Raw genomic sequence first — 22,521 nt, 5'->3', positions numbered from 1 at the left:
GTGTCAATTTGTTGTTGTGGAGTTACCGTATGGAATTCGCTTTATTATCAATTTTAGTTTTAGTCGTAGTAGCCTCTGTTGTTGCGTCGAAGTTTACCGATGAAGGCGGAAACCCCTATCCTTTCACTCGTAAGCAAACTGTTTTTACGCAAGTTGAGAGTGCTTTTTTACATCTTCTTGAACGTGCTGTAGGCGATCAGTATAAAATCGTAAGCCGCGTTAAACTGATTGATTTAATCGACTGTAAACAAGGTTTATCGGTAAAAGCTAAACGCGCAGCGATTGCTAAAGCCAAAAACAAACAGTTAGATTATGTACTTATCGACAAAGATAAACTAACTATTGTTGCCGCTGTTGATTTGGTAAATAACACCAACCGCGACGGCCACAAAGCTCAACGAGATTGGTTTGTTAGCGGCGCATTAGAAGCTGCAGGCATTCCACATATTCGTATGAAGGTAAAATCAGGTTATCAACCAAGAGAAGTACGTGATGCAATCATGTTTAAGCTTGGTAAACCTGCAGCAGCACCAGTTAGGCCCGCACGCAACCGCGTAACTAAACCAGCCGTGTTGTCACCATCACAAGCAAAAGCACACTCAACGGCGCTCGCTGAAATCTAGCCTGTCATAATATTGGCAAAAGCAGACTTTAAAGTCTGCTTTTTTGTTTGTTTCAGCTGTTTTTAGGTATAATCATTCTATTCAATCTAAGGAATCAAATATTATGCACGTTGGTATTATTGGCGCGATGGAGCCAGAAGTAAAAATCTTACGCGAAGCGATGGCAAACCCAAGCATCATGACTAAAGCTGGTTTTACATTTTACACCGGTGAATTAGCGGGTAACACTGTTACTTTAGTTCAATCTGGCATTGGTAAAGTAGCTTCTGCAGTAGCAACAACACTACTAATCGATAACTTCAGCCCAGATTGTGTGATCAACACAGGTTCTGCAGGTGGTTTTGAACCGTCACTAAATGTAGGCGATGTGGTTATCTCTTCAGAAGTGCGCCATCACGATGTAGACGTTACTGCATTTGGTTACGAAATTGGCCAAGTACCACAAATGCCAGCAGGCTTTGCTGCTCACCCTAAACTGATTGAAGCGGCAGAGCAAAGCGTAAACCAAATCAGCGATGTTAAAACCATGATTGGCCTAATTTGTACCGGTGATTCATTTATGTGTGACCCAGTACGAATTGAAAAAACACGCGCTGAATTCCCAACGATGCTTGCTGTAGAAATGGAAGGTGCGGCAATTGCTCAAGCTTGCCACGTATTAGAAACACCATTTGTTGTGATTCGTTCAATGTCTGACATTGCTGGTAAAGAATCGCCGCAATCATTTGAAGAGTATATCGAAACTGCATCTATCAACTCTTCTAAAATGGTGGTTGCTCTACTTGAAAAACTGACGTCGGTGAGTTTATAAGGTGATTACAAATATTGTTCAAAACCATTTGGACATTATTGTATTTTTTGTAGCGCTCTTAGCTGAGCGCTTCTTTCCTTTGGTTAGTTGGTATCATCCAAACACCTTTTTAACCGTTATTTTCTCTGCACTCGGCGAGCGTTTATACAACCCAACGAACCCCAAAAGCTATCAGTATTTAGCCTCAACTTTGGCTTTTACACTCACTATTTTAGTGATAGTGACATTGATCGTGCTGTTTTTAGAGTTTGCTTTTTATCCTGAGTTATTAAATGGCTTAATTTTATATTTGTTACTCAGTAGCCGCGCTCAAGAGAAGAAATCTTTACGTATTGCCAGATTACTCAAGCTCAATCAAAAAGCGACAGCTAGAGAGCTGCTAGCTAGCCTCGTTGCCCGTGATGTATCACGTTTATCAGATCCTGGAATTTGCAAAGCAACGATGGAGTCACTGGTGCTACAAAGTGCACGGCATTATTTTGCCGTTATTTTCTTTTATATACTTGGCGGCGCTATCCTTGCTTTGGTTTATCGCTTACTCACATTAATTCATCAAGCATGGCGAAAAAACCGCAAACCCGACAACCCGTTTTTGGCTCCCATTGCTAAGCTCCTGTTTGTATTGGAGTGGCTACCCACTCGATTAGTCGCATTAACGATTGCAGCAACCAATGCCAGCAAGCAATGTATTCATTATATAAAACACTATGGCAGACACTTTTATCAAACCAATACAGGGTGGCTGTTGAGTGTTACATCGGCTGCTTTGCAAGTGCAGTTAGGTGGCCCTGCCCTATACCAAGGTGAGCGCTTTAATAAAATGCGTGTTGGTACCGATCGCCTACCAAATGCTGATGATATTCCCGCATTAGTCAATCGTTTAAATCAAGCGAAAGCATTTTGGTTACTGCTTATAGTCGGGATTGAAGTAATTAGCCTATTCACAAACTAATCAAAATATAAGCACAAAAAAACCAGCCGCAGCTGGTTTTTTTATTCTGTAGCTTATTTAATTAAGCTAAGGTGATTTTAGCAAACTTACGCTTACCTACTTGGTAAATCTGTGTTGTACCTTTAGCAACTTCAAGCTTAGTATCCGTTACTTTTTCTTCACCATTAATCTTTACAGCGCCTTGCTTAATCATACGCATTGCTTCTGATGTACTTGCTACAAGGTTAGCTTCTTTTAATAAATTAGTGATGAACACAGTGTCTTCAGCAATCGTTACTGTTACTTCAGGGATCTCATCTGGTAATGCATTCTTTTGGAAACGCTTGATAAAATCTTGATGAGCGCCTTCAGCTGCTTCTTCACTGTGAAAGCGAGCAATCATTTCTTTCGCTAGCTCAATCTTGATGTCGCGTGGGTTCGCACCATCAGCAACACGCTGTTTAAGTGCAGCAATTTCTTCGATTGATAAGGCACTTAATAAGTCATAGTAACGCCACATTAGCTCATCGCTAATAGACATGACTTTACCAAACATATCGTTAGGCTCATCAGTAATACCAATGTAGTTACCTAATGACTTAGACATTTTTTGAACGCCATCAGTACCTTCAAGCAGTGGCATCATTAATACTGTTTGTGGCTTCTGACCTTCATCTTTTTGTAATTCACGACCCATTAATAGGTTAAAGCGTTGGTCTGTACCGCCAAGCTCTACATCAGCTTCTAATGCAACAGAATCCCAACCTTGTACCAGTGGATATAAAAATTCGTGGATAGCAATTGATTGACCGCCGGCATAACGCTTTTTAAAGTCATCACGTTCTAGCATACGTGCTACTGTTTGACGCGCAGCCAATTTAATCATACCTGCAGCACCGAGGTTCTCCATCCAAGTAGAGTTGAACGCAACAGTAGTTTTAGCAGGGTCAAGTATCTTAAATACTTGCTCTTTATATGTTTCAGCGTTAGCTAGAACATCTTCACGAGTTAACGGTTTACGTGTTACGTTTTTACCCGTTGGATCGCCAATCATACCGGTGAAATCACCGATTAAGAAAATTACTTCATGACCTAGATCTTGGAAGGTTTTCATTTTGTTGATAAGAACTGTATGACCTAAATGCAGATCAGGCGCAGTTGGATCGAAACCCGCTTTGATCTTAAGTTTCTTACCCGACTTTAGCTTTTCAACTAATTCGTCTTCAATTAATATCTCTTCTGCACCGCGTTTTATCTCAGCTAGAGCGGTTTGTAAATCCACTGTGTATTACTCCAAAAATTCAGCTACCGGGGCGTGGTGGCCTGTCAGGGTTATAAATATAGAGCTAAAAACTTTAAAATTTAGCTAGTTAGCACCAAAAAGCGACACTAGAAAAAAGCCTAACTTAAATAGTTTAAGAAACAGCCCTGAAGGCAGCGCGCATGATTGTTCTTTATACCGCGTTATTGCAATTTTATGAAGGTACTTTAGTTAACTAATCTAGATTTAGTTTAACCATAGGCATCTGCTGCAATTTCAACCAAAAAAGTTTAACGCGCAGGCCAATTCTAGCGTAAAATAGCGCCAGTTTAAATCTACAAAACACTGGTATTTGCTCTATTTTAGGTATATCCTGCGATATTAGTATTTAAATTTCTTGACAGCAGAAAAGGCACGATATGGTTCACGTAGTGCACAAACTTCCCAAAAAACACAAACTGCTTATTCTCGGTTTGGTTTCTGCTATTGTCGGCTTGGCATTATTGCCTTCTGAAAAAGCCACCGCATCAAAGGACAACAGTGCGAACGCACTTGAAATTGGCAAACGCTACGAATTACAAGTTAAAGTTGATGATAACGAAAAACTAACTGAGCTAAATTCGGAGCAAGCAGCAGCAAAACTTCCAGAATACGAGCTTATCGACCATGAAGTACGTAATGGCGATAATTTAGCACTTATATTCAAGCGTGCGGGTTTCTCAGCGCAAACATTACACAAACTAGTTAATACCAACGCTGAAACTCGTAAGTTAACAAAAATTCACCCAGGCGAAATCTTAAGCTTTGCAACGGCCGAAGATGGCTCTCTAGCGCAGCTTCGTTATGTGATTTCAAAAACAGATACCTTATACGTTACATTAAATGACGAAGGTAACTACGACACTGCTATTGATAGCAAAGAAATCGAAACGCTAAGTAAATCAGCTGGCGGTGAGATCTCTAATAGTTTTTGGACGTCTGGTATTGCCGCTGGTTTAAGCGAGCGTCAAATTATGAATTTTGCTGACATCTTCGGTTGGGATGTCGACTTCGCTAATGACATTCGTAAAGGTGACCAATTTGGTCTTATTTACGAAGCTCACTATGTTGATGGTGAGTACATTGGTGATGGTAAAATTATTGCCGCAGAATTTATTAATCAAGGCGAGCGTTATACCGCTATTCGCCATACAGATGGTAACTTCTACACGCCTGAAGGCCGTAGCATGAAAAAAGCCTTCTTACGTGCGCCAGTTAACTTTAAGTATATTAGCTCGAGCTTTAATCCTCGCCGCTTACACCCTGTGACTAAGACGGTAAAACCACATAATGGTATTGATTACGCTGCACGTACAGGTACGCCAGTGGTTTCATCGGGTAATGGTAAAGTAATTAAAGCTGGTTACAGTAAGTACAATGGTAACTACGTATTTATTAGCCATGGCACACAGTATGTGACTAAATACTTACACTTAAACAAGAAAATGGTTAGAACAGGCCAAAAAGTGAAGCAAGGCCAAAAAATTGGTACCGTTGGTGCGACAGGCCGCGTAACAGGCCCACACTTACACTATGAATTCTTAGTAAACGGCGTGCATCGTAATCCGAAAACAGTCAAACTACCTAAATCAGAGCCTTTACCGCGCGATGAGCTAGCTAAGTTTAAACCAATTGCTGATAACTTCTTAGCGCAATTACAGCGTAATAGAGAGTTACAACTAGCGTTAAATAAGTAGCTAAGTAAACATAATAAAGCCGCTTCAATTGAAGCGGCTTTTTCGTTTCTGAGACAATTCAAGATAAAACGGTTATGGCGTTATCAAACTAAACTTATTGCCGACTCTATTCATAACTTAAATTAAACACGCTCATTACCGATACAATTATTATCTTAATAATACATAGATAAGCTGAATAATTAGCGAAATCATCACTAGTGGCCAAATATACTTTGCATATTTAGTTGCGCCATCAAGCCCCATTTTAGACTGATACTTTTCAAGTAGCGGTATTAGAATAACCAAGGCAACAAAAAGGCAGAGTAAGATAATAAAAATATTCATGATGGCTTCCTTACACAAGAATCATTTAACTACCTAGTCTATAGACAAAAAAAAGCGCAGTAAAATTACTGCGCCAGTCGGTTGGAAGTAAATCGACTTAGCCAACAATAGCTAACAGAATACCTGCTGCAACGGCACTTCCTAATACCCCTGCTACGTTTGGCCCCATGGCATGCATTAACAAGAAGTTATGCGGGTTGCTCTCAAGACCAACCTTATTAACCACACGTGCTGCCATTGGTACCGCTGATACACCTGCTGCGCCCACTAATGGGTTGATTGGCGATTTAGAGATCTTATTAAGCCCTTTTGCCATAAACACACCTGAAGCTGTACCTATCGCAAAGGCCAAAGCACCTAACACCAAAATACCTATTGTTTCTACGGTTAAGAACTTATCTGCCGCAAGCTTTGAGCCCACCGCTAAGCCTAAGAAAATGGTGGTAATGTTGATGATTTCGTTTTGTGCACTATTACTTAAACGATCAACCACGCCCGATTCACGCATCAAGTTACCCAAGCAGAACATACCTACCAGAGGTGTTGCAGCTGGTAAAAACAAGATGGTTAAACTCAACACCATTAACGGGAAAACAATTTTCTCTTTCTTCGATACAGTACGAAGTTGCGGCATTTGAATTTCACGCTCTTCTTGTGTAGTTAGTGCACGCATAATTGGCGGCTGAATAATTGGCACCAATGCCATGTATGAATAAGCCGCAACTGCGATTGCACCAAGTAAATCAGGCGCTAACTTAGATGCTAAGAAAATAGCTGTTGGACCATCTGCACCACCAATTATGGCAATCGCAGATGCATCTTGTAGTGTAAATTCAAAGCCAGGAATAAAGTTAAGTAGTATTGCACCAAATAGAGTAGCAAAAATACCAAACTGTGCAGCCGCACCTAACAACAACATACGAGGGTTTGCTATCAAGGCACTAAAGTCTGTAAGCGCACCAACCCCCATGAAGATCAAAAGTGGGAACACCCCAGAATCAATCCCGATGTGGTACACATAATAAAGTAACCCACCCGGCTCAGATAACCCGGCCACAGGGATATTCGTTAAAATAGCCCCAAAGCCAATAGGTAATAACAACAGTGGCTCAAAGTTACGTGCAATTGCTAAATAAAGTAACAAGCAACCAACCGCAATCATGATCAATGCCGCAAAGGTAAAATTAGCAATACCCGTGGCATGCCAGAGGTTTAAAACACCATCCATCCTCTGCCTCTCCTATGCTAGCGCGATTAGCGCATCGCCAGTGGCAACAGAGTCACCCTCAGCTACTAATACTTCTGCAATTGTACCTGAGTGTACGGCGCGAACTTCTGTTTCCATTTTCATCGCTTCCATGATAATAACCACATCACCTTCATTTACTGTTTGGCCTGGTTTCACTTTCACTTTAAAAATATTACCAGCCAACGGCGCATTGAGTGTTTCGCCTGCTGACGCTGAAGCAGACTGAGGAATTAATTCACTGTCTTTTAAAGTTACTTCTTTAAGCTCACCACCTTGTGCTACGACGACATCGTAAACTTTACCATCAACTTTAACGCTGTATTGCTCCGCTTTTACAGGGCTTGAAGAAGCAGGTTTGCTTTCAGACTTGGCAACTTCACCTGTTGGAATTGCTTCAAACGCATCTGGGTTGTTGCGGTTTTTAATAAATTTAAGGCCTATTTGTGGGAATAATGCATAAGTAAGTACATCATCAATCACGTCATCAGCAAGTTCTAAACCTTGCTCTTTGGCTTCACTTAATAACTCAGCTTCAAGTTTCTCAAGCTCAGGCTCTAATTTATCTGCAGGACGACAAGTAATTGCCTCTGCGCCTTCTAGCACTCGTTCTTGCAGCTCTTTATTCATAGGTGCAGGAGTGGCACCATATTCACCTTTGAGCACGCCCGCAGTTTCTTTAGTAATGGTTTTGTAACGCTCGCCAGTTAATACGTTAAGTACCGCTTGGGTACCTACAATTTGCGAGGTTGGCGTAACCAAAGGAATAAAACCTAAGTCTTCACGAACACGTGGGATCTCAAGTAATACTTGATCAAGCTTATCAGCCGCGCCTTGTTCTTTAAGCTGGTTTTCCATGTTAGTTAACATGCCGCCAGGTACCTGTGCTAATAAGATGCGACCATCAACGCCTTTTAAGCTACCTTCAAAAGCAGCATATTTCTTACGTACATCACGGAAGTAAGCTGCAATTTCTTCTAATTGGTTTAAATCAAGGCCAGTATCTCGCTCTGTGCCTTCGACAATTGAAACTATTGTCTCCGTTGCGCTATGACCATAAGTCATACTCATTGACGAAATCGCCGTATCAAGCATATCAATACCTGCATCGATTGCTTTTTGATAAGTTGCAGTGCTTAAGCCAGTAGTAGCATGGCATTGCATCGCAATAGGAATAGACACGGTTTCTTTTAGGCCTTTGATCAACTGCTCACAATCATATGGCTTTAATAAACCTGCCATATCTTTAATACAAATCGAATGACAGCCAAGCTCTTCAAGCTGTTTTGCAAGTTTCAGCCACATATCAAGTGTATGTACAGGACTTACTGTGTATGAAATTGTACCTTGAGCGTGAGCTCCCACTTTAACAGCTGCTTTAATAGCAGTTTCAAGGTTTCGTACATCGTTCATCGCATCGAAAATACGAAATACATCAACACCATTTTTGTGTGCTCGCTCGACAAACTTTTCGACCACATCATCAGCATAATGACGGTAGCCTAAAAGGTTTTGTCCACGAAGTAACATTTGCTGCTTAGTGTTTGGCATTGCAGCCTTTAGTTCGCGAATACGTTGCCAAGGATCTTCACCTAAATAACGGATACACGAGTCAAACGTTGCCCCCCCCCATGATTCAATTGACCAATAACCCGCATTGTCGAGTTTTTCGGCTATGGGTAGCATGTCGTCTAAGCGCATACGCGTTGCCAAAAGAGACTGGTGTGCGTCACGCAATACTAATTCGGTTAATTTTAATTTAGCCATGTTCGAGCTGCCCCGTTATTTTTGTTTATTTCGAAATTGAGCGATTGCAGCGCTTATTGCTGCAATATGTGCCTGAGGCACACCCTGTTGAGGTTGAATTTTTGCTGTTCGCGTAGGTTCTGCACTTGCTGGATCATCAAATCGACCCACTAGTTTTGACATTAAAGTGACTGCTGTAATCAGAATAGTCAGAAAAACAAACACGCCTACCATGCCTGTTACCATCAAACTGGCCGCAGTGGTGAGTAATCCACCTATATCCATACGACTCCCCTCGCTTACTTAAAATAAAAAGTTATTTTTGTTAAATAATTATGCACCAATAATAACAAACCAAAATCATTTGTATAGCACCATTGTAAATTGGTAAAACCAATTAATTTTAAAATAACATGCCGCACATATAATTAACACCCTACATTTCCATCATTCAAAGCCTCGATATAGATGATATAAATAGTCGATATAGCCATAAGTTATATGTTCAGCTATTAACTAAAAACCAGCAAGCGTCTAAAAACCACACACAACAAGGTGTTAGACTTTACCAACCAATAAAAAGTTAAATTGGTCTTACCAATGCTGTGGCAATCTGATGTTTTCCTCATGCAACTCAATATGAAAAAATATCACTATGAATAACTTACATGCTTACTCGTAAATGTTACCAAGTGATGAACATCTACCAGCATCACAAATAAAGGTAAACCATTGAAATAAAACAAGTAAAACATCTGGCACAGAACTCGCTTCAGTTACATCGAACTTTAGAAAATTTAAATAGCCAAGGAGACCATTATGTTACGCTGGACCATTACTTTTTTAGTTATCGCGTTAATCGCAGCAGTGTTAGGTTTTGGTGGTATCGCAGGAGCCGCTGCAGGCATCGCTAAAATTATCTTTTTTATATTTTTAGTACTACTAGTTATTTCACTGGTATCTGGAGCTCTTAGAGGTAACGCCCCTAAGTAGTTATAAGCAAATAACCACTTAATTTATTTTATTTACAAGGAATTTCGTTATGAAAAATTCAACTTTGAAAGCCGCTACTATCGCTCTATTTTCAGGTCTATTCATCATGGGTTGTGAAGATAACTCGGCAGAAGATGCAGGTGAGCGTATTGATGAAGCAATTACTGATACACAAAATGCTGTTGAAGACGCATGTGAAGAAGTAAAAGAAGGTGTTAACGCAGAAGAAACTAACTGCTAATCACAACACTTTATGAAAAAAGCGGCCAAGTGTCGCTTTTTTTGTGTATGCAAGTTAGCAAGTTAGCAACTCCAGGCTGCCTGCTGCTTGTGTCAAGGAGCTTGCTAACTTTACTCTTTCCCCCAGAAACACGCTAACTTGTTGGGTTTCGCTCCGCTCTACCCAACCTACAGGCTCTTTTGTTTTAATCTGATAGCTGACGGCTGAAAGCTGATAGCTCCTTTCTCTAGAAGCTCGCAACTTTACTCTTTCCCCTAGAAACTCGCTAACTTGTTGGGTTTCACTTACAACCCGTTGTGAGGGGTTCATTTGTTGTTACACTCGCTATATGCCACTTCCCATCAACAAAGCTCACTTTTGCTACATCACTCATAGCAAAATCACCAGGTACATTCAAGCGTGTTAAGTTACTTGCTAACTGTTGTTTACAGTATGGACCTGTATCACCATGCATCACTAACACAGGCTTATTGGTGTGCTTTGCGAAGTCACTAATGGCATCACGGTATACTTTAAAAGCATCACAGTTTGAGCGCTGTGATTCACTACAAACTGGTTTACTGGTCGGGTGGTAAATATCAGCCTGAAAGCCAAACACATACGCCTTAGCATCTTGCTGAACGAGTGCTTGTTTTAACCAAATTAAATTGTATTTATCACGTTTGTCGGCTGCATCAAGTGCTGCGCTTTTGTCACTTTTTAAAATTTGCGAGCGACCATTAAAAGTACCTGGTATATGTAAGGTGCGAAACTCAATGCCATCGAATTGCCAACGAGCATTCTCTAGCATTTCAGCTTGTGTTAAATAACCCTGTAATTGTTTTGCTTTTTGTCTATAAGCATCGTCGAACATTAAGCCTTTAACAAAACTTAGCCGTTCGAGCTCATCAAATTGAGGAGTTAATGTGACGCGGTCGCAATCTGTCCACTCATTATCACCTGGGGTGTAAATAAAAGGCTGCGTAGTCAGCGATGTTAATAACGCCTTATTAGTTTGCAAAAGCTTATTCGTGCAAGCAAGCGCTCCTGATTTCATATCGCCAAGGTGCATTAAAAAGCCATGGGGTGTTGCAGCGATTGCCTTAGTAACTTTTCCGTCATTTGCGAGATTAATTTCATCAATCGGGGTGTATGGCATATCGCCCATAACTAAAAAAGTATTTGAAGTCATTGCAAGCGCTAATGACATTGAACTAACAAACATACAACTTACCCCTAAAAATACAGATACCTTAAGCTCTCATAATGACAACTAAATGAAAACCAACTGCGGCAGTTTTTTTCTATCAATGTTAAACTGCTGCCAGTCGAATAAGTGAGTCTGAGAATGACATTAAGTACAAATTACACACTAGATAAACCGTATTATTACGAATGCTTTGATGAGTCTTTACCTTATTCATCACAAGCCAAGCCTAAATACCCGCTGTTGGCATTGTTAATAACCTTAGGCTTATTAGCTTTTTATCAATTAGAGAACCATTATCTGGGCAGCTTTATGATTATGCTTGCTGTCGTTGAGTGTTTATCGTTTTATTACAAGCGCCCATGGTGGGTCGCAAGACAAATGATGAGCCGAGCATCAGGTAGCGAAGTGACCATCACCTTTGATGATGAAGGAGTGAAGGCCGAAAACCCACATAAAAGCTACCAATTAAGCTGGCAACAAATTAGTGAGATTATTGAAACTGAGCGAGGTTATATTTTAAAGGCGCAGCGCGGTATGCAATATATTTCTAAACAAGCGCTAAATGATGAAATAACAGCTGAACTAAATAAAAGAGCCACTCAATGAGTGGCTCTTAAAAATATCTATCGCTGATTAAACATTGCCCGGATTTGGGTTAGATTTCTCTGCTTGGATTCGCATGTAGATTTCTTCACGATGTACTGATACATCTTTAGGTGCATTTACACCAATGCGAACTTGATTTCCTTTAACACCAAGAACAGTAACTGTTACTTCGTCACCGATCATAAGGGTTTCACCTACTCTACGAGTTAGTATTAGCATTCTCTTGCTCCCATGTTCCAAAAAATTAAAAGATTCCGCGTCAAAAACATTCTAATGAAATCTAGACTTAAAAGTAAGTAAAAACTCTAGATCTTATTCATTTTCAGTTAAAAAAACTTTGTGTAGTGCACGTACAGCCAGTTCTAAATATTTTTCATCAATTAAAACTGATATCTTTATTTCTGATGTCGATACAAGCATCACTTTGATGTTTTCTTCGCCAAGCGCATTAAAAAATAAGCTTGCCACACCAGAGTGAGATTTCATCCCTACACCTACAGCAGACACCTTGGCAACATTGCTGACCCCTTTAATAGATTCTGCGCTGATACCACCTTGGTTTTTGGTCAGAATTTCGAGCGCTTGCTCAAAATCATTCGTGTGCACAGTAAAAGCATAGTCTATTTTTTCAAAGTTATGATTAACTTGATTAATCATATCTATTTCGATGCCGAATTCTGCGAAAAGTTTCAATATTTTTGCAAGGTTTTCCGTCCCTTGGTGCACGCCATTGACGTAAATCAAACTTTCGTCACGATTAAAGGCGATACCCGACACAATGTTTGCTTGCACATCCGGTTCCTCAAAACTGATCAAGGTTCCTTGATCCGGGTTAAAACTCGATAACACTCTGAGCGGTATATTGTATTTTCCTGCGGCTTCGACACTGCGAATATGCAGAACCTTAGCCCCAAGACTGGCCATTTCAAGCATCTCTTCGAAGGTAACATGGCTCATACGTCGCGCATTTGGTTCAATACGCGGATCAGTGGTGTATACCCCATCAACATCGGTGTAAATTTGACATTCATCCGCATTGACAGCACCTGCAATCTCAACCGCAGAAGTATCTGTACCACCGCGACCGAGCGTGGTGATATTACCTTCAATATCGCGCCCCTGAAAGCCTGCAATTATGGCAATACGGTTATGCTCAAGCTCATGCTTTAGACGAGTCGCAGCAACCTCTTCAATACGCGCTTTACCAAACATATTGTCGGTGCGAATATTAACCTGATCGGCAAGTAAGCTTACCGCTGAATGACCACGTTTAATGATAGCCATTGCCAATAAAGAGACTGAGACTTGCTCACCTGTGGTCAGCAATACATCAAGCTCACGAGCGCTAGGTCGAGAATCGATTTGTTTAGCGAGTTCAATAAGACGGTTAGTTTCTCCCGACATAGCCGAAAGCACTACCACAACTTGGTGGCCTTGTTGCTTAGTTTTTACAACAAGGTCGGCGACGGCCTCAATTCGCTCTATTGAGCCAACTGAGGTGCCACCGAATTTTTGGACGATAAGTGCCACTAGTGATTAAGAACGCTCAGTTAACCAGCCAGTTACACTTTCTAAGGCTGCAGTAAGGTTCTCTGGCTGAGTACCACCTGCTTGTGCCATATCAGGACGACCACCGCCCTTACCGCCTACTTGTGCAGCCATGTGATTTACAAGCTCACCAGCTTTCACTTTACCTGTTAGGTCTTTAGTTACACCCGCGATCAGGCTTACTTTATCGCCATTGGCTACACCAAGAGCAATTACACCTGAACCAATCTTAGTTTTCAGGTCATCAACCATGCCACGTAGTGCTTTAGATTCAGTACCAGCAACATCAGCGACCAGAAGTTTGATACCATTCACTTCAACTACAGAGTCAAGTAACGATGCCCCTGCCGCACTTGCTAGCTTGTCGTTAAGCTGGGCAATTTGCTTCTCAAGCCCTTTTGACTTCTCAAGTAATGCTGTCACTTTTTCAAGTACACTGCTGCTATCACCTTTTACTAGCGCTGCAACATCATTTAGCTGTTGCTCTTGCTCACTAACATAGGCAACAGCTTCTGCACCTGTTACTGCTTCGATACGGCGAATACCTGCCGCGATACCACTTTCTGACACAATTTTGAATAAGCCGATATCACCAGCACGCTTAACGTGAGTACCACCACATAGTTCAATTGAGTAATCACCAATGGTTACTACGCGAACTTCGTCGTCGTATTTTTCACCGAATAATGCCATTGCACCTTTTGCTTTGGCATCTTCAATAGCCATTAGCTCAGTTTCAAGAGCAAAGTTACGACGGATCTCATCATTCACTGCGCGCTCGATTTGACGTAATTCGTCTTTTGTTACCGCTTCAAAGTGAGAGAAGTCAAAACGTAAACGCTCAGGGTCAACAAGTGAACCTTTTTGATTTACGTGCTCACCTAAAATTTGACGTAACGTCTCGTGCAATATGTGTGTTGCAGTGTGGTTTTTCTTGATGCTATCGCGACGTGCTGCATCAATTGTTGCCTCTGCTTTATCATTTGTACCAATACGTCCTTGAACACGACCGTGGTGCGCAAATGCGTTACCAAGCTTAGTAGTGTTAGTGACTACGAACTCACCACCAGCGACTTTTAACACACCCGTGTCACCAACCTGGCCACCAGATTCAGCATAAAAAGGTGTACGGTCTAAGATTGCGATACCTTCTTGACCATCTTCAAGTACAGAAACTGATTGACCTTCAGAGAAAAGCTCAACCACAGTGCCAGTGTAATGCTCTGCATCGTAGCCTTTAAAGTCAGTGTGTTTTTCTGACTTAAGTTGTTGGTTGTAATCAGCACCAAACTTACCAGCTTGCTGTGCTTGCTTACGCTGTACAGCCATACATTCTTGGAAGCCGTGCTCATCAATCGTCATGAAACGCTCACGCGCCACATCTGCTGTTAAGTCAGCAGGGAAACCGTAAGTGTCATAAAGCTTGAACACTAAGTCGCCAGGGATCACATCACCTTTGATGTCAGTAAGACTTTCTTCAAGAATAGTAAGACCACGCTCAAGTGTTTTACCAAACTGCTCTTCTTCAATACGTAGTACTTTCTCGATAATTTCTTGTTGCTTAGCAAGCTCTGGGTACGCTTGGCCCATTTGTTCGATTAGAGCAGCAACTAGCTTGTAGAAGAACGCACCTTTCGCGCCTAGCTTATTACCGTGACGAACTGCACGACGAATAATACGACGTAACACATAGCCACGGCCTTCGTTTGATGGCATAACGCCATCAGATACTAAGAACGCACATGAACGAATGTGGTCAGCAACAACGCGTAGTGATTTATCATCTAAGTCTTGCGCGTTTGTTACTTTAGCCGCAGCGGCAATAAGTGCTTGGAATAAATCGATTTCGTAGTTTGAGTGAACGCCTTGTAAAATTGCAGAGATACGCTCAAGACCCATACCTGTATCAACAGACTGCTTAGGAAGAGGTTCCATTGTGCCGTCGGCATGGCGGTTATACTGCATAAATACTAGGTTCCAGATCTCGATGAAGCGGTCACCGTCTTCTTCTGGAGAGCCAGGAGGACCACCCCAAATTTCTTCACCGTGATCGTAAAAGATTTCAGAACATGGACCACAAGGACCCGTATCACCCATTGACCAGAAGTTATCGCTAGTTGCAATGCGAATAATGCGATCTTCACTTAGACCCACTTCTTTATGCCAAATGTTGAAGGCTTCTTCATCATCGTGATAAATGGTTACTAGTAGCTTTTCTTGCGGTAGTTTTACAACATCAGTTAAAAACTCCCACGCAAACTTGATTGCGTCTTGCTTGAAGTAATCACCAAAGCTGAAGTTACCTAACATTTCAAAGAATGTATGGTGACGTGCAGTGTAACCTACGTTTTCTAGGTCGTTATGTTTACCACCTGCACGCACACAACGTTGTGAGCTGGTCGCACGTGAGTAAGGGCGGCTTTCGGCACCTAAAAATACATCTTTAAATTGCACCATACCGGCGTTATTAAATAATAACGTGGCATCGTTACCCGGGATCAGCGAGCTTGAAGGAACAATTTGGTGTTGTTTAGAGGCAAAAAAGTCTAAGAACTGTTGCCTGATCTGTGCGGTAGTCATATGCTGCATGTGAAAATCTCACCCGTTTATTGCTGTGCTTGCATTGCAAAATCAATTTGTTCGTAATTAAAGCCTCGATACATCAAGTAGCGTACACGTTTCGCTCTTTCTTTATGGTCGAGTTCTTTACCTGAATTTGAAAACTTCTTTAAATATGCGTCCTGCGCGAGTTCGAACCAATCGACTTCGAACTCCTCGAGCGTCTTATCTAATAATGCTCGGTCTATCCCTTTTGCCATTGCTTCGCTCTGAATGCGTTTTGCACCATGATACTTAGCTAAATGGCGGCGTACAAACCCTTCACAGTAGCGCTGTTCGTTGATAAAGTTGTGTGACTCACACCAGTCTAACAAGCGTTCTGTGAACTCAGGCGACGCCTCTTTTTGCAGTAACTTTCGTGTTAAATCTCGACGCGAATAATCTTGTCGAGACAGTAACCAAAGTACATAATTCTTTAACTTTTGTTCTTTATCATCCATTACGCGTCAAAGCGTCCTGATTGTGACTGTGCTTCAGGTGCTTTTGTTTGGTCATCACCTTTTGGCACAACCGGCATAAAAATAGCCTGAAAAGACACAAAGAAACTAATGTAACAAATTGGCATTAAAACCAATAGAGGAATAAATGATAAAGGAATACAGATTACCATTAAAACGGCGCAAATTAGACCATAAACACTCAGTGGTGCCATATTATGGTAAAACACCATGAATGAGGTTTTTAAAACCTGAAACATATTGCTTTGTTTTTGAAAGTAAACCAATGGCACTGCATAAGCAAAAGCTGTTAGATACACACAGATAGCCAATAGAAATACCGCAACTTGCCCCATTGAAATGGTTGCCAATAAATCTGTAATGTGTGTTTGGTTCTGCGGATCAAAAGTCTGGCTCGAAATAACTGCGTAAGCATCAGCAAAAATGAAATTAGAAAGTAAGGCTAATAAAATACCTGCTGCCATCTGATACACTGCAACGCGCACTAAACCTATACGGTTTCCTTTATTACTAAACGGCTTAAAGATATCAGCTTGGCTGATAGTCCCGCCTTGTTGTTTTGTTAATACAGCTTGATAAAAACCAGCCATCAAAAACGGGGTTACAAATGCACCAACAACTTGCAGTAAAGGTAGCAGCAATGCCAAAAAGCTAATTATCACGATTAGCAGGTGCATTAAAATAAAGGTAAACGGTTGCAGCTTAAAGATTTCCCATCCAGCTTTAAACCATTTAACGCCTGCACCTGCTTTAAAAATACGTACTTCGATCGACATAGTTTCTCATTCAATAACAACAAAACGCACCGAGTATAACTGGGTGCGCTACTTGTTTATAGTCACCTATAGTGAAAATTACTCAGGCTTTTTAATTTTTTTAATATCAAGCATGTGCGAGCCATGTTTGATTTTCGTTTCGAGGTAAGCTCGGTTACCTACCACACCCGCTTTGATGTGTGCATGAGTGCCAACCACCGACTCAACCTCAATGCCTGCATCACGCAGTGCTTTAAGCTTATTTGGGTTGTTTGTCATTAACTTAACGTGATTTAAGTTAAGCGCTTCTAACATTAACACTGCGTCTGAAAAGTCACGCAAATCGTCAGCAAAACCCAAGTGGTTATTCGCTTCGTAAGTATTCATGCCTTGTGACTGCAATACATACGCATCAATTTTATTGTATAAACCAATGCCACGGCCTTCTTGGCGTAAATATAATAAGATGCCACCTTGCTGGTGCATCATTTCGATACACTCATTTAATTGCTCACCACAATCACAACGAGACGAGTGAAATACATCTCCCGTTAAACATTCTGAATGCATACGAATTAATGGTACGTCTTGCTCTGTGTCGGCTTGATTAAAAACTAAAGCAACATGCTCTTGGCCATCTTTTAAGCCACTGAAAGATACGATTTCTGCAGGGATATCACTGTTTTTGCCAACATTCAGCTGGACTCTTGCTCTTACTTGCGCCACGACAAATCCAAATTAAAAAATAAATGCGATACTGCAAATGTGATTACAACAGCTTGAAGGTTGTAAGGATGCAACATACGACGAGTGATAACTAATATTGAGGCAGTTACCAGCAATTCAAGTATTATACACTCAAACCACCCCAAGATACGAGCTTTGCGCCTCGCTTTAGTGGCGCTAATAAAGTACCTTAAAAGCTCTACCCTCTACAGCTAGGCTATTGAATTAAAAAAATTACTTAATAAACCTTTGCAAATATTCGAAAAAATAGATTAGTTTAATCTCAATAAACCGCTAAGCCTTTTTTCAAACCATTAATAAAAACAACAATAATAGGGAATGTTATGAAAAAAGCCTTCGTGCTAATTTGTAGCGCCCTGCAACTAAGCCTGCCAATCATCAGTTCAACGAATCATACTTCGTACCTTAAACCTTAACAGTGACACATCGAGTGTAATTTGCTACCTTGCACCTAATGATGATAATAATTATCATCAACAAGTATTAATCCCCCCTTCTCTGGGCAAAATAATAAGGACTATTATGAAAAAAAGCTCACTTGCCTTATGCATTACACTACTGTTTAGCCAGCAAGGCATTGCCAATGAAACGACCACCCAAGAATTTAACGAGACCTACCGCGCTTATGTCGCCGCTGTAGAAAATAAGCAAGACAGTAGTGAGCTTGCCAAAAAAGCGTTTGAGCTTGGCAAAGAAATTTATGGAGAAAGCGCCGACAACACCGCTAATCTTGCTATTAACTATGCAAACAGCCTTGCTGAATACAAACAAGAACAACGCTTTGAGTTATATCGTACAGCCTACGAAATACTAGAACAAAACCATGGCAAGCTAAGTGTACAAGTGTATGACTCATTAATCGGCATGGCAGAATCAACTCCCTCAGCAAAGCGTGCTGATACATATCTTGATGATGTCATTGCTATTGCTGAAAAACAAAACTCAGCCAAGCTTGTTGCAGATGCAAAAATGACCGCCGCTCGTATCCTCGCTTACAAAGGTAGTGGCGAGCGCTATTACACAGCAAAGGAATATCTTGAAGAAGCCGATAAGTACTACCAAGAAAACTTACCAAATAACGCAGTTGATCGGATCAGTGCAGACTTTTTAGTTGCCGCATTTGCAGAAAATCAACGTAAATACAGCACCGCCATTGAACGTTTAAATCACGTAGTTAGTGTATTTGATCAAGAGTTAGACTTTGATCATCAAACCGAATTAAACGCCCATTCAAAGCTAGTTCACTTATACGAAAAAACAGGTAAAAGCGACGAAGCAACTAAACATTGCTTAGCGATAGCGAAAATGGTGCCATGGAAAGAGAGCCAAGAACAAGAACCACTATACCGCGTGCATCCTAAATATCCAAAATCAAAAGTTCAACGTATGGAAGATGGCAGTGTCGTAATGGAGTTTGAAGTAACCCCGTCTGGCTTTGTAGACAACATAACTGTGGTAGGTTCTGAGGGTGGCTCTGCATTTGAAAGAGAAGCGATTAAAGCAGTAAAACAATGGCGTTATGCCCCTAAGTTTGAAAACGGTCAAGCGATTGCTGCGACTTCTCGGGTGCAATTAGACTTTAAAATCAACAACTAAATAACAGGGTCGCAGTGCGACCCTTTTTTATACCAATTCGCTTTATTAAGTGATCTATTTTGAGGCAAGAAAACCTCGTTGATAGCAAGGCAAAAATTTCGTTATTTAGTTGTTCTAAATCAGAAATTTTTAACGTAGATAGCGACAGGTTTAATCCCTCAAAATGATTAAGTATTATTGCGGATTGGTATCATAGCTTTTTAAGCAGGTTATCGGCTGCGTCCTCAATTAAATCGAGTACTTTTTCAAAGCCTTGATCGCCACCATAATAGGGATCGGGGATTTCGCTCTCTCCTGCATCACCATGACTTAAAAACAGCGACAACTTATATTCTAAGTGCTCTGGGCACATGGCATGTAAATCAGCAAGATTTTGCTTGTCGGCTGCGAGAATTAAGTCAAACTCATGAAAATCAGCTTGAGCCACTGGTCGCGAATAAATCCCTTTAAAACTATAACCGCGCTTTTCAGCTGCTGCTTTTGAGCGTGAATCTGGAGGATTACCTTGGTGGTAACCAGTGGTGCCAGCAGAATCAACTTTGACATTGACACCCAGCGCCTTAGCACGACTTCTAAGTACCGCTTCAGCAGTAGGTGAACGGCAAATGTTGCCTAAGCAAACAATCAAAATCTTTTTCATTATTCGTCCTTAAAATTGCTTTAAGATTGACTCATCATAACGTTCTGCATCAAGAGTAAGATTGTATTTATCTGCAACATTATCAAGCTCTGCCTGCTTAATTGCCAGCTCATCCATGGTAATGGTGTTGTCATCGAGCTGCCATAACAAACGCGAACCAGCATAGCTGTATTGAATTGCTAATAAAGCATCTGCATTGCCTTCACGCCCTGCTGCTTTTAACTTAGGCATTTTACGGGTGATTTTATTAAGGGCTTTTTTAAGCTCCCACACATACACTATTTCAGTCATGTAATCATGATTGCGGTATTTATTAAGCACAAAGCCCACCAGCAAACTACACACAACAACACCTAATAGGTTCCAATGAAAATGACTACCGCTTGAGTCAGGGAATAACGCAATTAGCGTTTGTGAAATAGCTAAACTGCCAATGGCTAAAGCAATTACACAGGCAATAATCACTTGGTTTAAATGTTTACGGTAACGTGCTTTGTCTATTTGAATAAGTTTCATAACAACCTAAAAAGTCACACTAAAATTAGTGAAGAAATAAAAAGTGAAAAAAATTTCACCCCTTTTTTATTTGCCAGCCGTTTTAGCTATGAAAGCAATTATCCAAAGAGGAACGGCTATGCATACTTTACCACTAAACTCAGCAAGCTTGAATAACAGCAAGGCGGCTTTAAAGACAACCGCAGCAATTATTGGCGGCGGTGTCATGACCTTTGCAGCATTTGCATTTATGCAGTACTTAATTTCTGCTGAGCAAAGAGCCGATGTAAAAACAGGCCCAGATATCACGGTTGAAATTTATGAAGTACCCAAAGACTCAAAAGTACAAGTAAAGCAAACACTGCCGCCACCACCAACTGCAAAAATGCCACCAAAAACGCCACCACGCCCAGCGATTGATAACCCTGATACAGTTGTGGTAGCAGATTTAACACCAACGATGACATTCGATAACATTGGCGACACGCTAAGCAAAAGCATTAATCAACCAACGGGAGATGCAACGCCAATTGTGCGCATAAACCCTAAGTACCCACCAGTAGCAGCTCGTGATGGCATTGAAGGCTGGGTGCAAATTAGCTTTAGCATTTCACCGACTGGTGAAGTGATTGACCCTGTTATTATTGATGCTGAGCCTAAGCGAGTATTTGACCGTGAAGCAATTCGCGCTATTAAACGTTGGAAATATCGCCCTAAAGTTGTTGAAGGTGTGGCACAATTACAAGCAAACCAAAGTGTTCAACTTGATTTTAAAATAGATGGATAACTGCCTATGCTAATGAGCATCAAGACATGGTTATTTGACAAGCCAAACACAGATTGTTTGGCGCAGTATGCCAAAACGGGCGACAACCGTTACCTTAACCAACTCGTTGCTCAATACGGGAACGATCTTTATCACTACCTAGTCACTCAGAGTGATAAAGATCTGGCCCTTGATATATGCCAGCAAACCTGGTTAAAAGTCATTGATAAACGCGACTTTTACAATGATCAGAACAACCCAAAAGCGTGGCTTTTCCGGTTAGCACGTAATTTATTAATTGATGAATTTCGTAAGCAACAAAAGTTCGTTGAGTTAGAAGACAACCAACTCTTTACTGAATCTCAGGATACAAGTTATCACTACGACTACGAAGCCTTTGATAAAGCACTTATGGGGCTTAGCTTTGTACAACGTGAAGCGCTGACCTTACAACAAGAAGGCTTTAGCCTCGAAGATATTGTTGCTATCACACAAAGTAACCCAGAGACCATTAAAACTCGGCTGCGATATGCCCGTCAAAACCTGAAACAACAACTAGGAGGCCATCATGAAGCGTAACGACGAGCAATTCGATGCTGATTTAAAAGCACATTTTCAAAAGCGTAAAGCACAGCACAGCTTAAGCAGCGACGAGCTTTCAAAAATGTCAAAGCCACAGTCAGCCACACCAACACCACAGCGCTTTTTAGGCCTACAAATGACCGGAGTTTTTGCTGCTTTAGCCATTCTTGGTTTTGTCATGCTGCAATACAACAACCGTGAGTTAACCGATGTTTATGCGGTAGATTTATCAGATTATCAATGGCTTGAGGTACACGAACTCGACGCCAAAGGCAGCTATGTGAGCAACCTTAAACAACAAAAACAAAACCTAGATACTAACTACCAACAAGCACTTGCAAATCACCAAGCCCGCACCAGCTTCACAGGGCGTTTAGTAAGCGTTGATAACGACTGGTATATCGCTGACTGCGAGCAAAATGTCCTTGTACAAATAAAACAATCACTCCTTAAAGAGCTACAAAAACACGGCACCCTCGATACCCACATTCACCAAGGTGATCTACTGGCTCTAGACCAAAACAAACAAGGCCAAATCATCGCACTCAAACAGTTAACCCATGAGGCGGAAAAGTGTAAAGCTTAAAAGCAGCGGTCAGCTCTCA

Annotated in this window: 25 protein-coding genes; 11 read left to right on the top strand and 14 right to left on the bottom strand. The window is 41.1% G+C overall.

Annotated elements, in window-relative coordinates:
- The first annotated feature begins 29 nt into the window (after nucleotides 1-29).
- From J3455_RS17455 to J3455_RS17445, 3 genes are all read left to right on the top strand, one after another.
- Nucleotides 30-623 carry a DUF2726 domain-containing protein gene (locus J3455_RS17455; protein WP_349562112.1) on the top strand — a complete coding sequence of 198 codons (594 nt, stop codon included), beginning with the start codon at nucleotides 30-32 and terminating at the stop codon, nucleotides 621-623.
- A gap of 103 nt (nucleotides 624-726) precedes the next feature.
- A complete protein-coding gene (gene mtnN / locus J3455_RS17450) occupies nucleotides 727-1,434 on the top strand; it encodes a 5'-methylthioadenosine/S-adenosylhomocysteine nucleosidase (RefSeq protein WP_130050832.1) in 708 nt (235 codons plus the stop codon).
- Nucleotide 1,435: 1 nt separating this feature from the next.
- Complete coding sequence (locus tag J3455_RS17445) at nucleotides 1,436-2,386, top strand: cobalamin biosynthesis protein CobD/CbiB (protein ID WP_130050831.1); 951 nt, start codon at nucleotides 1,436-1,438, stop codon at nucleotides 2,384-2,386.
- Between the two features lie 61 nt (nucleotides 2,387-2,447).
- Here J3455_RS17445 and tyrS read toward each other — a convergent pair whose 3' ends face one another.
- The gene (tyrS, locus tag J3455_RS17440; protein WP_130050830.1) at nucleotides 2,448-3,647 is read right to left on the bottom strand and encodes a tyrosine--tRNA ligase; all 1,200 of its coding nucleotides are present in this window, start codon (nucleotides 3,645-3,647) and stop codon (nucleotides 2,448-2,450) included.
- 398 nt (nucleotides 3,648-4,045) lie between these two features.
- Between tyrS and J3455_RS17435 the strand changes: the two genes are divergently transcribed.
- Nucleotides 4,046-5,362 carry a peptidoglycan DD-metalloendopeptidase family protein gene (locus tag J3455_RS17435; protein WP_130050829.1) on the top strand — a complete coding sequence of 439 codons (1,317 nt, stop codon included), beginning with the start codon at nucleotides 4,046-4,048 and terminating at the stop codon, nucleotides 5,360-5,362.
- Nucleotides 5,363-5,512: 150 nt separating this feature from the next.
- Here J3455_RS17435 and J3455_RS17430 read toward each other — a convergent pair whose 3' ends face one another.
- The 4 genes from J3455_RS17430 to J3455_RS17415 form a co-directional block, all read right to left on the bottom strand.
- Nucleotides 5,513-5,689, bottom strand: coding sequence for a hypothetical protein (locus J3455_RS17430; RefSeq protein ID WP_165385086.1), 177 nt, complete (start codon nucleotides 5,687-5,689; stop codon nucleotides 5,513-5,515).
- 97 nt (nucleotides 5,690-5,786) lie between these two features.
- The gene (locus tag J3455_RS17425) at nucleotides 5,787-6,917 is read right to left on the bottom strand and encodes a sodium ion-translocating decarboxylase subunit beta (protein ID WP_130050828.1); all 1,131 of its coding nucleotides are present in this window, start codon (nucleotides 6,915-6,917) and stop codon (nucleotides 5,787-5,789) included.
- 12 nt (nucleotides 6,918-6,929) lie between these two features.
- Nucleotides 6,930-8,702 carry a sodium-extruding oxaloacetate decarboxylase subunit alpha gene (oadA, locus tag J3455_RS17420; RefSeq protein WP_130050827.1) on the bottom strand — a complete coding sequence of 591 codons (1,773 nt, stop codon included), beginning with the start codon at nucleotides 8,700-8,702 and terminating at the stop codon, nucleotides 6,930-6,932.
- A gap of 15 nt (nucleotides 8,703-8,717) precedes the next feature.
- Complete coding sequence (locus J3455_RS17415) at nucleotides 8,718-8,966, bottom strand: OadG family protein (protein WP_130050826.1); 249 nt, start codon at nucleotides 8,964-8,966, stop codon at nucleotides 8,718-8,720.
- 534 nt (nucleotides 8,967-9,500) lie between these two features.
- Between J3455_RS17415 and J3455_RS17410 the strand changes: the two genes are divergently transcribed.
- On the top strand, nucleotides 9,501-9,674 hold the full coding sequence (locus J3455_RS17410) for a DUF1328 domain-containing protein (protein WP_130050825.1): 174 nt from the start codon (nucleotides 9,501-9,503) through the stop codon (nucleotides 9,672-9,674).
- A gap of 49 nt (nucleotides 9,675-9,723) precedes the next feature.
- Nucleotides 9,724-9,915 carry a hypothetical protein gene (locus J3455_RS17405; RefSeq protein WP_054551284.1) on the top strand — a complete coding sequence of 64 codons (192 nt, stop codon included), beginning with the start codon at nucleotides 9,724-9,726 and terminating at the stop codon, nucleotides 9,913-9,915.
- 280 nt (nucleotides 9,916-10,195) lie between these two features.
- On the opposite strand, the gene J3455_RS17400 is transcribed toward J3455_RS17405, so the two are convergent.
- Nucleotides 10,196-11,119 carry a hypothetical protein gene (locus J3455_RS17400; protein WP_349562111.1) on the bottom strand — a complete coding sequence of 308 codons (924 nt, stop codon included), beginning with the start codon at nucleotides 11,117-11,119 and terminating at the stop codon, nucleotides 10,196-10,198.
- Between the two features lie 123 nt (nucleotides 11,120-11,242).
- On the opposite strand from J3455_RS17400, the gene J3455_RS17395 reads away from it, so the two are divergent.
- A complete protein-coding gene (locus J3455_RS17395; protein WP_130050822.1) occupies nucleotides 11,243-11,710 on the top strand; it encodes a YcxB family protein in 468 nt (155 codons plus the stop codon).
- Nucleotides 11,711-11,737: 27 nt separating this feature from the next.
- Here J3455_RS17395 and csrA read toward each other — a convergent pair whose 3' ends face one another.
- The 6 genes from csrA to J3455_RS17365 form a co-directional block, all read right to left on the bottom strand.
- Nucleotides 11,738-11,929 carry a carbon storage regulator CsrA gene (gene csrA, locus J3455_RS17390; protein ID WP_036970495.1) on the bottom strand — a complete coding sequence of 64 codons (192 nt, stop codon included), beginning with the start codon at nucleotides 11,927-11,929 and terminating at the stop codon, nucleotides 11,738-11,740.
- 93 nt (nucleotides 11,930-12,022) lie between these two features.
- Nucleotides 12,023-13,240, bottom strand: a complete 1,218-nt coding sequence (locus tag J3455_RS17385; protein ID WP_178927316.1) for an aspartate kinase — start codon at nucleotides 13,238-13,240, stop codon at nucleotides 12,023-12,025.
- Between the two features lie 6 nt (nucleotides 13,241-13,246).
- The gene (gene alaS / locus J3455_RS17380) at nucleotides 13,247-15,847 is read right to left on the bottom strand and encodes an alanine--tRNA ligase (RefSeq protein WP_348709243.1); all 2,601 of its coding nucleotides are present in this window, start codon (nucleotides 15,845-15,847) and stop codon (nucleotides 13,247-13,249) included.
- A 17-nt stretch (nucleotides 15,848-15,864) separates the two neighbouring features.
- Complete coding sequence (locus J3455_RS17375; protein ID WP_130050819.1) at nucleotides 15,865-16,317, bottom strand: regulatory protein RecX; 453 nt, start codon at nucleotides 16,315-16,317, stop codon at nucleotides 15,865-15,867.
- Complete coding sequence (locus J3455_RS17370) at nucleotides 16,317-17,111, bottom strand: BPSS1780 family membrane protein (protein WP_130050818.1); 795 nt, start codon at nucleotides 17,109-17,111, stop codon at nucleotides 16,317-16,319. The genes J3455_RS17375 and J3455_RS17370 overlap by 1 nt, the downstream gene beginning before the upstream one ends.
- A 78-nt stretch (nucleotides 17,112-17,189) precedes the next feature.
- Complete coding sequence (locus J3455_RS17365; RefSeq protein ID WP_130050817.1) at nucleotides 17,190-17,816, bottom strand: GTP cyclohydrolase II; 627 nt, start codon at nucleotides 17,814-17,816, stop codon at nucleotides 17,190-17,192.
- Between the two features lie 543 nt (nucleotides 17,817-18,359).
- On the opposite strand from J3455_RS17365, the gene J3455_RS17360 reads away from it, so the two are divergent.
- Nucleotides 18,360-19,433: an energy transducer TonB gene (locus J3455_RS17360; RefSeq protein ID WP_167659071.1), complete on the top strand. Its 1,074-nt coding sequence runs from the start codon at nucleotides 18,360-18,362 to the stop codon at nucleotides 19,431-19,433.
- Nucleotides 19,434-19,623: 190 nt separating this feature from the next.
- Here J3455_RS17360 and J3455_RS17355 read toward each other — a convergent pair whose 3' ends face one another.
- Both J3455_RS17355 and J3455_RS17350 read right to left on the bottom strand, forming a co-directional pair.
- Complete coding sequence (locus tag J3455_RS17355) at nucleotides 19,624-20,073, bottom strand: low molecular weight protein-tyrosine-phosphatase (RefSeq protein WP_167659072.1); 450 nt, start codon at nucleotides 20,071-20,073, stop codon at nucleotides 19,624-19,626.
- A gap of 9 nt (nucleotides 20,074-20,082) precedes the next feature.
- On the bottom strand, nucleotides 20,083-20,589 hold the full coding sequence (locus J3455_RS17350; protein WP_130050814.1) for a DUF3087 domain-containing protein: 507 nt from the start codon (nucleotides 20,587-20,589) through the stop codon (nucleotides 20,083-20,085).
- A gap of 118 nt (nucleotides 20,590-20,707) precedes the next feature.
- Here J3455_RS17350 and J3455_RS17345 point away from each other — a divergent pair, with 118 nt between their 5' ends.
- Genes J3455_RS17345 through J3455_RS17335 form a run of 3 tightly spaced genes read left to right on the top strand, consistent with a single transcriptional unit; the run spans nucleotide 20,708 to nucleotide 22,502 of the window.
- Nucleotides 20,708-21,355 (top strand): energy transducer TonB, encoded by a 648-nt coding sequence (locus J3455_RS17345; RefSeq protein ID WP_130050813.1) that lies wholly within the window; start codon nucleotides 20,708-20,710, stop codon nucleotides 21,353-21,355.
- 6 nt (nucleotides 21,356-21,361) lie between these two features.
- Nucleotides 21,362-21,913, top strand: coding sequence for an RNA polymerase sigma factor (locus J3455_RS17340; RefSeq protein ID WP_178927319.1), 552 nt, complete (start codon nucleotides 21,362-21,364; stop codon nucleotides 21,911-21,913).
- A complete protein-coding gene (locus tag J3455_RS17335; protein ID WP_349562110.1) occupies nucleotides 21,903-22,502 on the top strand; it encodes a hypothetical protein in 600 nt (199 codons plus the stop codon). The genes J3455_RS17340 and J3455_RS17335 overlap by 11 nt, the downstream gene beginning before the upstream one ends.
- The last annotated feature ends 19 nt before the right edge of the window (nucleotides 22,503-22,521 follow it).

The sequence above is a fragment of the Pseudoalteromonas sp. NFXS39 genome, from assembly GCF_040148775.1.
In the GTDB taxonomy this organism is placed as follows: Bacteria; Pseudomonadota; Gammaproteobacteria; order Enterobacterales; family Alteromonadaceae; genus Pseudoalteromonas; species Pseudoalteromonas apostichopi.
This window is presented reverse-complemented; position numbering and strand designations above follow the sequence as displayed.